We start from the raw sequence: 11,272 nt of genomic DNA, 5'->3' as shown, positions 1-11,272 counted from the left end.
CCCATCGGGATTTACGCTTGGCGCGGGGTGGAGCAGCCCGGTAGCTCGTCAGGCTCATAACCTGAAGGCCGCAGGTTCAAATCCTGCCCCCGCAACCAAATCAAAAAAAGCCCGCATGGAGAAATCCGGCGGGCTTTTTGACGTTTGAACGGCGCACACAGGGGCGACCCTCATCGGGTGGAGAGAGGCGGCGGCGGTGGCGGCGTCGTCGAGCCCGGACCCAGAGAGCGCTGGACCATGACGCTATCGGCCCAGCGTCCGTAACGATAAGCGACACCGGGAAGCAGGCCGACGCGTACGAAGTTGAAGCGTTCGTGCAAAGTGAGGGAGGCGACATTGTCGGCGTCGATGTAGCCGATCATCTGGCGAAAGCCGGCTGCGGCGCATGCGTCGATCAGGCCCCGCATGAGCAGACGTCCGACGCCTTGACCGAGATGCTCGTGGTGAACATAGATCGAGTGCTTGACCGTGTAACGGTAGGCGGGGCGCTTGCGAAACAGCACGACATAGGCGTATCCGACCACCACGCCCTCCTTGACCGCGACGAGATGGGGCAAGCGGCGGCTTTTCAGGTTCTTCCGCCGCTCGCGAAGGTCGTCGGGCTGTGGTGCGTCGCCCTCTTCGACACCCTCTTCTATGCCGCGTCGGATGTGCCGGCGATAGATGGCCAGCATGGCATCAACGTCGCTCTCCCGCGACGGGCGAATGATGATTGTTTCATCCTGCGGCATGAGGGGTCACGAAACTCCAAAATTCTATTCAGCGACGACGTAGGTATGAAGTCGTATGCGGCCCGACGCGTCGGTTTGGCGGTAAAGGCCCTGGATCTCGACGTCGAAGCCGGGGAAAGTGTTGAAGCAGGTTTCGAACATCTTGAGATAGTCGATCATCGGCTGTGCGCGCTCGGTCAGTCGCTCGCCCGGCACGATTGTGGCGATCCCCGGCGGATAGACGACAAAAGGTGTCGTTGCGATCCGCCCGGCAATGGCGTCGATCGGCAGAAAGTCGACGTCGTTGCGCACAAGGCAGCGCGCCGCGTCGTGCGGTGAAAGGGCGATATCCGGCAGATGCTCTTCGGAAAACTGCTTGGCTTGCAGCGCGCTGACATTGGCGTCGCGGAAGAATCGATGCATCTCGCCGCACAGATCACGCAATCGCACCCCCGCGTAGCGGCCGGGGCGGCGGCGATAGAACTCCGGAATGACCTCTTCCAGAGGTGCGTTGTCGTCATGAAGCCGTTTGAATGCGACGAGGCCGCTGATCAGTGTGCCCGCCTTGCTTGCCTCGACGCCGGGCGTGAGCAGAAACAGCAAGGAGTTGAGATCGTTTTTCTCTGCGACGATCCGATTCTCGCGCAAGTACTGCGCAACGATCGGGGCGGGAATGCCGTGCTCTGAATATGCGCCGGTTGCCCTGTCAAAACCTGGCGTCAGCAGCGTGAGCTTGTTGGGATCGGTCATCGCGAAGCCCGGCGCCATATCGGAAAAGCCGTGCCATGCAGCCCCCGGGGTGAGGTGCCAGAAGGCCGGATTGGTGGCGAGCTGATCGGTGGCGACGCTCTCCCATGGCACGTCGTGTACCGCTCCGGGGCTTGCCACATCCGGCATGGCCACGCGGTCCGGCACGAAGGGCTCGAAGAACCAGCGGCGCTCGGGCCGACGCTCCTTTTCCTCGAACTCCCTACGCACCGCCCGGATTTTCTTGCGAAGCTCGATGCCGAGCCGGATCGTATCGTCCCACAGCACTTCGCCGGAACGACCCTTCATCATCTGCGCGCCGACATCGAGGGATGCGAAGAGCGGATAAAAAGGCGACGTCGAAGCGTGCTGCATGAAGCTCTCATTGAAGCGTCGGTGCTCGACCCGGCGCTTCTGGCCGGTAATGTGCCGATCCTTCATGTGGATCTGCGATGCCTGCGAAAAGCTCGCAAGCTGCTTGTGCGTGGATTGCGTTGCGATGATGCCCGGTGCCTCGGGTCCGAGTTCGGCAAGGCCCATGGCAAAACGACCGGCATAGAGCGGGTGAAATTTCATGAAGCCCGCCCAGGCCTCGTCGAACAGGATGTAATCGCACAGATGGCCGATGGCTTTCAGGATCATCTCGGCATTGTGGATCGTGCCGTCATAGGTGCACTGTTCCACCACCGCCACCCGAAACGGGCGCGGTTTCTGCCAGGCATCCGGGTCCTTGACCAGCGGGTGGGCGCGGATGCGTTCGCGCAGCGCCTCCTCATTCAGCGCGCCTAAATCCATGGGGCCAATGAGCCCATGGGCATTTCTGGCGGTCGGCACATAGACCGGGATGCCGCCGGAGATCATCAGCGCGCCGTGATGGGCCGCCTTGTGATTGTTGCGGTCGAACAGCACCAGGTCGCCATCGGTGACCAGAGCGGAAAGCGCAACTTTGTTGGAAGTCGAGGTGCCGTTAAGGACGAAGTAGGTCTTCTCCGCCCCAAAAATCTTGGCGGCTTCCTTCTGGGCGGCGAGCGCCGGCCCTTCATGGGTCAGGAGATCGCCGAGATCGAGCACGGAATTGTCAAGATCATCGCGAAAGACCGCTTCGCCCAGATGCTCCATGAACACGCGGCCGACCGGGCTGCGGCTGTAGAACACGCCGCCGTTGTGTCCGGGGCAGGTCCAAAGCTGGTTGCCTTCCTCAGCGTAATCCACCAGCGCGCCAAAGAAAGGCGTCTTCATCGTCTCGGCATATTGCTTGAGGCGGCTGATGAGGTTTTTCGCGATGAAGGCAGGCGTCTCTTCGGATAGAAAGACATAGCCGTCGATGAAGTCGAGCACTTCGACCGGTACGTCCTCAAAGCGCTTGCGCCGGATCAGAAGGATGATCGGGAATTCGAGACCGCGTCGGCGCATCAGATTGATGAGGGAGGCGGTCTTGCCTTCCATGCCTTTCTTGCCCCAGTCGACCATCATGCAGCCGATGGCCGCGTCCGTCTGGACGGCGATTTCCGCGTCCTCAAGGCTCCGTGCGCGGACCACCTCGAAACCCGACCGCTCGATCTCCTCGACAATCTGCTTGTACCTGGCCCCCTCGAGATCCTCGTTGTCGAAGGCGGGTGTCGCGAACAAAAAGGTGAAGCGTCTGAAGTAATCCATCTGTGCCTCCGCCATTTACACGAAGCGAGTTGTTCGTGCGTTTCGTGACGATGTTGTGACGGCGGCTCTGGTTAGACGCGATCTGTGAGCCGCAGGAGGTTGCGGAACGCCCGATGCGCTCTTGAAGTTCCACTGCGGCAAGGCGCGCGCGTACCGACGACGGGTCGGTCGTCCCTTCAATGCCCGATCCAGGCGAGCGGATCGCCGCTGCTAGCAGCAAGGGCTCCTATGAGGCATGCAAGTCGCGCGATATCGGAGCGCCCAGGCAAAATCGTTCGAACTGCGCGGTAAAACCTTCGCGCTCAGGAGAGCAGGCCATGACACCGATCCGTGCGTCTTCACCGGAGAATGGACATAACCGCGCCATCTGCCACGGACCATCGCCAAGGTGAAACCCCTGAGCGCTGCCTCGTGCCGCGTCAGCCGGATATGCACTTCGGCGTTCGGCTGCGCTTGCGCAAGCGGGATTACGGACCAGTCCGACGTTCCGTTCGTGACGACAACTGAGAAATGCATCAAGCCGTCGGTGAACTCTATGCCGGTCTTGAGCCAGTGAGTTTCGTCGATAATCAGCATCAGCCCGGCTTGATCGTAGAGCTCGCGATAATCACCGCGCACGACCACCGATGCGGTAAAATCTCCGCTCACCGCCTGCAGTCTGGCATGACCGGAATGGCGCCTGAAGCCATAGAAGGTTGTCTGCCAGAAGTCGGTATTCGCCTCCGTTTTGAGGGTTAGCACGCCATTTTCGACGTTCCAGTTTCGAGGCTCATTCAACCAGGTAAAATCCGTCAAAACTCCCTCCAGCCTTACGATCGGCACGCAGGACGCACCCACCATTGCAGCACATCTATGGCCGAAGCAGGCGTCCGTAAAGGTTTCTGCGCGAAAGGTCGCCACGCCTTTGTGGCGACTTGTCGGCCGGAGGCGCAACCTTCACCTGCATTCGTAGCGCCGGCCGTCACGCCCAATGAATGTTCCGCTGCGCGGGTCATAGGAGCGGTAGCGCGCAAGGCACCGCGCATCGCGATCGTTGCGCCGATAAGCTTCCGCCTCGCGCTTCCGCTCGGCTTCCTGTGCCGCACCGATAATGATGGCACCGAGGGCCAAACCGATCGCGCCGGCGGCCAAACCAGCCTTCATATCCTTCTTGTCCTGTTTTTCCTGGCGCTCGCGCCACCGATCGCGCCGCGCCTCCTCACAACGCCACCGGTCTCTTCCGTGAAGGTCCCGACAATGGCGCCAACCTCCATCGTAATCGTCAGCAAGGACGGTTGGAGCTGCAGGCACAGTCGCGCCCAAAGCTGCGGTCAGCGCGAGAACCTTACCGAAGACCGACGCACGCATGGGACATACTCCTTCAAATATCGAATCGACTGTTCAGGAGTCTTGGGGCCACGCGTTGCGAGAACATTGCGGCGAAGCACAGGGTTAAGCCGTCGCGGCCAAGCGATTGCTGGAGCTCGATCTTGGCCACGGATGCGGATCAGAGCGGCGCGTCGGGATCGGTGTATTGGGTCACCCATGCCGGAGGCTCTTCCTCCTTGCTTCCATCCACCTTGAGGTCCCGTTCCCTTGCCCAGCGATACCCCCACATTGGTCCGAACTTGGTGGCAAATCGAGGCGGCTGCCTGTACGCCGGGTGGGCTTGCGCCTCCTCCAGGGAGACGAAGCGGTAGCCCGTACTTCTGAAAAGCCCGAGTATTCGATCGATGGTGGCCGCATTGATGCGATTGGCATGAAGCAGGAGAATGCCGGGCGGTTCGCACCCGAGGACCTTGCGGTTCAGATCCGCATAATACGCAATCTCGACGCGGCTATAGTCTATGTAAGCGTCTTCGATCCTTCGGACCATCGCCGTATCGGATCGCGCCAATGCCCGTTCATATGCAGCATCAAACACATAATCCGACGTATCGATGGTGGATGCCGCGAGATGATAACCGCGTTCGCCAAGTACCCGTTCGAACGCCTCGCGACGTTGATCCGTGTCTCCGAGGTGATTGTAGGGAAACCGGAAGAACCGAAGGGTTCGGCCGGCCTTTTCCACCATCGGCCGAATGGTCGCCTCTCCGTCAATCACTTCGCGACGAAACGCATCGACGTCCAAGGTATTGCTATCGGGGTGGTTCGCACTGTGATTGCCAAGCTCGAATTGGCCAGTGTTCCACGGTTCCAACAGTGCCTGACCGATCTCACCCAGCGCCTGCACACGCCGTTCGACGACAAACCCGATAGCGGGAACGTTACGAACGGCGAGACCGGCCAGGATGGCTTCGTTCGTGGCCCTCGCGAGCGCAGCGAGTTCCTGCCCTCCCGCATCGCCTGCGCGGGTATAAGGGAGATCGTCGAACGTGATGGCAACCGTTCTGTCGTGCGGAGAAGGGCAAACGGGTTCGATCGCCTGCGACCGGGCCGGATCTGCCGGTGTCAGCAGCAGCACGAGACCCGCCATCACCAGTCTCGTGCGCATTCCATTTCCTCGCTTGGTTTCTCTTTCTGCGCGCGGAGTGCCGTTTTGCGTCGTGTCGCTGTCACAAATGCTCAAGGCCGTTTCGCTCCCTGTTTGAAGTGCGCGGCTTCATGCCGAGCACCGGCCTTCGCCAATCTTCCATTGATTGGCGAGATCACAGCGCCCGGATTGCCTCAACATTGCGTATGATCCGGCAAGCCCAACGACGGTCGCGATCAAACGCGGTAGCTCGCCGTCGTCCACGGCCATTCCACCGCGTGAAAATGCTACCCCTTCAGGCACGGTAGCGAGCGCCGGCCAAGTCTGCCCATCGTTCGACCAGGTCTGACGACGTCGTCCAGACGGTTGCTGTCGGGTCGCATAGAGCTTGATTGCGATCGCCTCGGAGTGGATAAACGCCGGCAAGCCATAGGGAGATTCCTTGCCATGAGAGCACTTGTCCAGCGCGTTTCATCTGCGCGTGTCACGGTAGACGGCGCGGTCACGGGAGAAATCGCCAGCGGCCTGTTGGTGCTCGTGTGTGCGATGAAGGGCGACACCGAGAAGGAAAGCGAATGGCTGGCGCGCAAGATCGTCAACCTGCGCATCTTCAGGGACGATCAGGATCGCATGAACCGTTCCCTGGTCGACGTGGGCGGCTCAGCGCTCGTCGTCAGCCAGTTTACCCTGGCCGCAGAGACGAAAGGCAACCGGCCAGGCTTTTCTACGGCCGCGCCGCCGCAGGAGGGTAAACGCCTCTATGAGCATTTCTCTGCACAAGTCTCGACCCTTGGCGTTGCTGTTGCGAATGGCGTCTTCGGCGCGGACATGCGGGTGGAGCTGGCCAATGATGGTCCTGTAACGATCTGGTTAGATACGGCTGCCGGTTGATCGGTTTGGAGTGCGCGAGGACGCGCATCAAAGAAAAGTGTCCGACCGAGGTCTCCATGACCAGGGGGGGAGCCCATCGCGCGAGCGTCAGGATGGCTGCGCGATGGCCTCGTTCATTTGGGCCTGCTGACCGTAGAACACGCGAATGGCAAGAACGACACCAGCGATGAGCACAGCGACGCCGGCTGCCTCCATCATCGTCGGCCAGCGTGCATGGACAACAAGTCCGCCAATTACGCCGAAGGCCGTTTCGGACACGATCAGCTGTGCCGCGAGCGCAACAGGAAGCGTCCTCGACGCGACATTCCAAGCCCACACCCCGCACACGGTCGCCATCAGTGCCAGCGACGTTCCCCATAGATAGAGGGAGCCGGCGGCTTCCCAACCGAAACCGAGCTTCGGAAGCTGGAAAAGGTCCATTGCCGCACCGACCGGGTAGAAAACCAGCATCTGGAGACCACCGCCGATCAGGATCAATGCGGACCATATGCCCGACGGCATCGCCGGGCGGATTGCGAGCGCTGCCTGATTGGCGATCGCGAACCATACCCATAGACCGACCGCCGCCAGGGCAAGCGGAATACCAATCCAAAGCGAGCGAACGGAACCGAGACTATCTGCGGTGAACGCCGTGCCGTTGACCAGCACGAGACCGATCGCCACCAGTGCAAGCGGTGTCATCAAGAAGCGCCATGGCAGTGACGCCTGACCCCGGTTTCCAATGACGGCAAGCACAATCGGAACCAGGCCAAGGAAGGCAGGCGCAATGACCGGGCCGGCGTAGATTGCCGCTCCCGTTACCGTCAGGAAGTAGCCGACATAGCCGATGAAGGCCAATCCCGTGGCAGCCATGGCGTTTTGGAACGTCAGGTGGCGCAATGCCGTCTCGCGTTCTGAAAACAGAATGAAGACCCCAACCGTCGCCGAGACCACATGCCGGATAAGAGCAAAGTCGAACGTGGAGAAGTCGCCGATTATGAACGGCACGACGAAATTGAGGGAGAAGGCAAAGGCTGCAAAGAGCGCCGCAAATACGCCGACCGAAAACTGCCTGTTCATCATGAGCATAGCCTCAGAGTTCTGATCGAGCTTTGCCGATTTTTCGTTGCCAAGCTCCGTTTCCACGATCCTTAAAGGGATAATCCTTCCCTTCACGCGCTTCGACGCATAAGTTCGCAAGAGGGTTTTCGAAAAATAGAAACATGAACTGGAACGATGTCCGCTACTTCCTTGCAGTGACACGCCAGGGCGGCCTCACCGGCGCTGCGCGTGAAGTGAAAGCGAGCGCTTCGACGGTGGCGCGACGGATAGAGACCCTGGAATATGCACTGAAGACGCGCCTGTTCGAGCGCCGGCCGGACGGCTACGAGCTCACTGACGCAGGACGGGCGATGGTCGAGAAAGCAACGGCGATTGAAACCGCCATGCGCGAACTGGAAGGCAGCTTTTGCGGCCAGGACGGTCGCGTCTCGGGGGCGGTTAGGATTATCACAGTCGACACGCTCGCACATCACCTGCTGATGCCAAACCTGCCTGCTTTGCAGGAAGCCTATCCCGATCTTTCGTTGGGCGTTTCGGTCAACGCCACGTCCTTCGCCCAGATTCCACAGCGAGAGACGGATATCGGCCTTCGGCTCTGCCGCCCTGAACAGGGCAACTATGTGGTGCGCCGGATCGGCACGATCGCGTTCGGCCTCTACGCGTCGAAAGCCTATCTTGAGAGCCACCCCGTCCGGGAAAATCATTTGCCGATCACCGGCCATAGGCTGATTACCTGGGGCGATCCCCTGTCGTTCCTTGTCGTGCCCAAGACCCTGCGCTCGTGGGTCGAAAGCGGCATCGCCAACCTGACGGTCGATACGATGCAGGCGCAGGTGCTCGCGATGAAGGCGGGCAACGGCCTCGGCGTATTGCCGTGTATCCTTGCCGACACGGAGGACGAGCTTGTCCGGGTCAAACCAGACCTTTGCAGGCAGGAGGAAGCCATTTGGCTTGTCGTTCATGAAGGGGTTCGCGACACCAAACGCATTCGTGTTGTTGGCGATTTCCTCGAGACGATCGTGAAGCAAGGGCAGCGCGCGCTTTCCGGTCGAATTTCGGAACAATTGCAAGTGAAGTGACGCATGAGTGTCTTGTCTTTTGGCAGGGCGAAAGGGGCGTCACGGCGCGAAACAATCAGCGGTCACGTTGGCGGGGGTATCATGGATCGCCTCGAAGCAATGAAAATGCTGCTCGCAGTCGTTGATGCCGGCAGCATCTCCGCAGGAAGCAGGAAATTGAATGCTCCGCTGCCAAGCGTCAGTCGCAAGGTTGCCGAACTCGAACGGTACCTGGGGGCGAGCCTCATCGTGCGCACCAGCCGCAACCTTCAACTCACCGATGCGGGCCGGGAATATGTCGAGGCGGCCCGAAAGATCATGGGCGATCTGGAGGAGGCGGAGCGGCGAGCGTCGGGCGAATACCAGACACCGCGCGGCACGCTGACGATCACCATGCCGGTCGAGTTCGGCGCCCGCTATATCATGCCGATCGCCCTTGGTTACATGGAGAGGCACCCGGAGGTGTCGCTCAACCTCATTTCGCTCGACAGAACGGTCAATCTTGTCGAAGAGCAGGTCGATATCGCCATTCGTCTCGGCGACCTCGCGGACAGTTCGCTCTATGCGGTCAAGGCCGGAGAGTTTCGCCTGCTGACCTGCGCCAGCTCGGCATATCTTGAGCGCCGGGGTGTGCCGGCGCATCCGAGCGATCTTGAAGGCCATGACGGAATATTCTTCAACAAGCGGACGTTCTTCTGGACGTTCGATGTCGACGGCCGCCCGATAGAGGCCGTTCCCCGCAATCGTCTTGAGGTGAATACCGCGGCCAATTGCGTGACCGCGGCGGTCGGCGGAGCCGGCATCGCCCGCTTGTTCGATTACCAGATCCCGGACGAGTTGGCGTCAGGCGCCCTCGTGCCGGTTCTGGAGGGTTTCGACGGCGCGTCGAGACCGATCCACATCGTCTATTCCGGTCAGGGCATGCTCACGTTGAAGGTGCGCTCCTTCATTGACTGGGCCCTGCCTCGCCTTCGCACTGTCTTCGGGCGGAGTGAGGCCTTGAAGGCCTAGTCGGCGAAGGCGCGGCGAACTTCGTCGACTGTTCGTGCCGGATCCTGAAGGTGGGGGAAGTGGCCAACACCCTTTAGAACGGCGAATTTCGAACCGGTTCGATCGGCGAACTCCTTGCCCATCTCCGGTTTGATGTAGATGTCCTTTTCGCCCCAGATCACCTTGATCGGGGTCTTGAGCCTAGACAGATTGGCCTCAAGATAATCTTCATCCCGCGTGAAGTGGGCGTAATAGAATGCGAAGGCGTCGGCTGTCGTCACACCGTCGCGCATCCAGGATTTCTTCATGTCCGATTGCAATTCGGACGGCAAGTCGAACTGGTTTTCCGGTGCAAGGCCACGCCGATGTACGTTCTCCAAGATCTCGTCGCTTGTCTTGTTCATATAGGCGCGCGTTGGTGTTGCCGTCGGTTCGGCCTTCAGATTTTGAAGGCTCTCGTACATCCAATGCGGCCTGTTGAACGGCGCAAAGTCGCCGACGATGATCTTCTTCGCGACCGTCGGTTCGTCCAGTGCAAGAAGCAGAGCGGGAAGGCTGCCGATGTCCGAGGCGTAGATCACCAAATTCGATCGGTCGATGCCCGATCTGTCGATATAGGCTTTGAGAACCTTGGCGTAGTCTCTTGGTGAATAGGAGAACCGCTCCGGGGAAGGGCGCGACGACTGGCCATAGCCAGGCCAATCGAACGCATGCACTTCGTACTGTGCGCCCATAGTTTCCGTGATCTTCGCCCAGACGCCCAGCGTCTCGGGAAAGCCGTGCAGGAAGAGAACCGTGCCGTTCGGATTGCCCTGACGGGAAACCATTCGTCGGAGCGTTATGTTCTCGTCGATCGTGATGAAGTCGATTTTCAGGGCCGTTGCGGAGTCGATTGGGCCCGCGTGTCCTGGTGCGGTCGATGCCATGATCGCAGAAGCTGTTGCGACGACGGTCTTGAGCGATGCCATGTCTTTAAGTCCTTCCGGTCTCTGAATGGTGAGTGTGACCAGAGCATCGGGCATCGAGCAGTCCGTCGGCAGATGCAGTTTTTGAGAGGCACCCTCTTGAACTCGGGCAAATTCGCTCTCGAGTGGACGCCAGTGCATTCAAGCGAGAGGATGGCTCTCAGATTTGCTCAGTACCGGGCAGCAGGTGCGATCCGTAGATTCCCGTCATTCATGGATCGCCGGGTTTAGCGACGATCCCGAACGAAGCAGCGAGACGAGACCGTCACTCGCGACGAAAGGACTGAGGAAAATGAACGACATCACGGCCTCCCCGCACAAGGAGATCGCGGAAAAGACAAGAGCGCTCGCCGGCCACTCTACCGTCGGCACGAACGACCTCGATGCCGCAGCGGCTTATTATGACAAGCTCCTTGCCGTCTTCGGCATCGGCCGCGTGCTCGTCCAGCCCGGACGTGCTGTCTATTACGGCCACCGTACCCTCGAATTCGGTGTGACGAAGCCCTTTAACGGAGAGACAGCGGTTGCCGGCAATGGCACCATGGTCGCCTTTGAAGCGCGCTCTCGAGCCCAGGTCGATCAGGCTCATGCCACCGCATTGGAAGCAGGAGGTTCCGACGAGGGTGCTCCCGGTCCGAGAGGACCGGACGGCGGTGACCCCTATTGTGCCTATTTCCGAGATCCCGAAGGCAACAAGTTTCTCGTCTACCGCAAAGGCCCCGACGAGGTTTGATGATCAATGGAGTGCGGGGGCCGTCGCGC

Annotated in this window: 10 protein-coding genes, 1 tRNA gene and 1 pseudogene; 5 read left to right on the top strand and 7 right to left on the bottom strand. The window is 60.2% G+C overall.

Going from position 1 to position 11,272, the window contains the following annotated elements:
- Positions 1-21 precede the first annotated feature (21 nt).
- Positions 22-98 (top strand) — tRNA-Met (locus IB277_RS27725).
- A 72-nt stretch (positions 99-170) separates the two neighbouring features.
- Here the strand turns inward: IB277_RS27725 and IB277_RS27720 are convergent.
- The 5 genes and pseudogenes from IB277_RS27720 to IB277_RS27700 form a co-directional block, all read right to left on the bottom strand.
- Positions 171-731, bottom strand: coding sequence for a GNAT family N-acetyltransferase (locus IB277_RS27720; RefSeq protein ID WP_089046316.1), 561 nt, complete (start codon positions 729-731; stop codon positions 171-173).
- Positions 732-755: 24 nt separating this feature from the next.
- Entirely contained in the window at positions 756-3,113 is a 2,358-nt protein-coding gene (locus IB277_RS27715) for an Orn/Lys/Arg decarboxylase N-terminal domain-containing protein (protein WP_060520851.1), read from the bottom strand.
- A 226-nt stretch (positions 3,114-3,339) separates the two neighbouring features.
- A pseudogene (locus tag IB277_RS27710) lies at positions 3,340-3,953 on the bottom strand (DUF1349 domain-containing protein).
- A gap of 96 nt (positions 3,954-4,049) precedes the next feature.
- Positions 4,050-4,256 (bottom strand): BA14K family protein, encoded by a 207-nt coding sequence (locus IB277_RS27705; RefSeq protein WP_060580821.1) that lies wholly within the window; start codon positions 4,254-4,256, stop codon positions 4,050-4,052.
- 343 nt (positions 4,257-4,599) lie between these two features.
- Positions 4,600-5,586 carry a polysaccharide deacetylase family protein gene (locus IB277_RS27700; RefSeq protein WP_192372138.1) on the bottom strand — a complete coding sequence of 329 codons (987 nt, stop codon included), beginning with the start codon at positions 5,584-5,586 and terminating at the stop codon, positions 4,600-4,602.
- Positions 5,587-6,012: 426 nt separating this feature from the next.
- Between IB277_RS27700 and dtd the strand changes: the two genes are divergently transcribed.
- Positions 6,013-6,456, top strand: coding sequence for a D-aminoacyl-tRNA deacylase (gene dtd / locus IB277_RS27695; protein ID WP_034799023.1), 444 nt, complete (start codon positions 6,013-6,015; stop codon positions 6,454-6,456).
- Positions 6,457-6,543: 87 nt separating this feature from the next.
- Here the strand turns inward: dtd and IB277_RS27690 are convergent, their stop codons facing one another.
- Positions 6,544-7,515 (bottom strand): DMT family transporter, encoded by a 972-nt coding sequence (locus tag IB277_RS27690; protein ID WP_060580841.1) that lies wholly within the window; start codon positions 7,513-7,515, stop codon positions 6,544-6,546.
- Positions 7,516-7,658: 143 nt separating this feature from the next.
- Between IB277_RS27690 and IB277_RS27685 the strand changes: the two genes are divergently transcribed.
- Entirely contained in the window at positions 7,659-8,576 is a 918-nt protein-coding gene (locus tag IB277_RS27685) for a LysR family transcriptional regulator (RefSeq protein ID WP_192372136.1), read from the top strand.
- 81 nt (positions 8,577-8,657) lie between these two features.
- Positions 8,658-9,566 carry a LysR substrate-binding domain-containing protein gene (locus tag IB277_RS27680; RefSeq protein ID WP_192372134.1) on the top strand — a complete coding sequence of 303 codons (909 nt, stop codon included), beginning with the start codon at positions 8,658-8,660 and terminating at the stop codon, positions 9,564-9,566.
- On the opposite strand, the gene IB277_RS27675 is transcribed toward IB277_RS27680, so the two are convergent.
- On the bottom strand, positions 9,563-10,513 hold the full coding sequence (locus IB277_RS27675; protein WP_192372132.1) for an alpha/beta fold hydrolase: 951 nt from the start codon (positions 10,511-10,513) through the stop codon (positions 9,563-9,565). The genes IB277_RS27680 and IB277_RS27675 overlap by 4 nt on opposite strands.
- A 289-nt stretch (positions 10,514-10,802) precedes the next feature.
- Between IB277_RS27675 and IB277_RS27670 the strand changes: the two genes are divergently transcribed.
- Positions 10,803-11,243, top strand: a complete 441-nt coding sequence (locus tag IB277_RS27670; protein ID WP_029742721.1) for a VOC family protein — start codon at positions 10,803-10,805, stop codon at positions 11,241-11,243.
- Positions 11,244-11,272: the final 29 nt, after the last annotated feature.

This window comes from Ensifer sp. ENS07 (assembly GCF_014852185.1).
In the GTDB taxonomy this organism is placed as follows: Bacteria; Pseudomonadota; Alphaproteobacteria; order Rhizobiales; family Rhizobiaceae; genus Ensifer; species Ensifer adhaerens.
Note: the sequence above shows the minus strand (reverse complement) of the source record. Positions and strands in the feature narration are given on the sequence as shown.